Origin of the sequence: Streptomyces chisholmiae (assembly GCF_031845445.1) — a bacterium.
GTDB classification, from domain to species: domain Bacteria; phylum Actinomycetota; class Actinomycetes; order Streptomycetales; family Streptomycetaceae; genus Streptomyces; species Streptomyces chisholmiae.
This window is the reverse complement of record NZ_JAVREO010000144.1, coordinates 1-467: the sequence shown is the minus strand read 5'-3', so window position 1 is coordinate 467 and position 467 is coordinate 1. Positions and strand designations below refer to the sequence as shown.

Annotated in this window: 1 protein-coding gene; it reads left to right on the top strand. The window is 71.1% G+C overall.

The features are described from left to right. Nucleotides 1-467, top strand: a 467-nt coding sequence (locus tag RM844_RS32495) for an amino acid permease (RefSeq protein WP_311671036.1), incomplete at both ends; no start/stop codon positions are given.

The following is a 467-nucleotide window of genomic DNA, read 5'->3' as shown; positions in this document are numbered from 1 at the left end:
ACTCCATCGAACCCTCGGCGAGCTGGCTCAACCCGTTCGGCGCCGGTGGGGCCGCGCTGACCGGCGGGCTGCTGCTCGGGGTGTTCATCTACTGGGGCTGGGAGTCGGCGGTCAACCTCACCGAGGAGACCGAGGACTCCGCGAGCGCGCCGGGGAAGGCGGGCCTGTGGTCCACGGTGGTGCTCCTGGTGACCTACCTGTCGGTGGCGATCGCGGTGGTCGCCTTCGCGGGGACGGCGTTCCTGGCGGAGAACGCGGGTGAGGAGGAGTTCATCTTCGCGCAGCTCGCCGGGGACGTGCTGGGCGGCTGGGACTGGATTCTGCTGCTGGCCGTCGCCACCTCCGCCATCGCCTCCACCCAGACCACGATCATCCCGGCGTCCCGGACCGCCCTGTCGATGGCCCGGCGTCAGGCGCTGCCCCAGCACTTCGGTCACATCAGCCCCCGGTTCCGTACCCCGGACGTC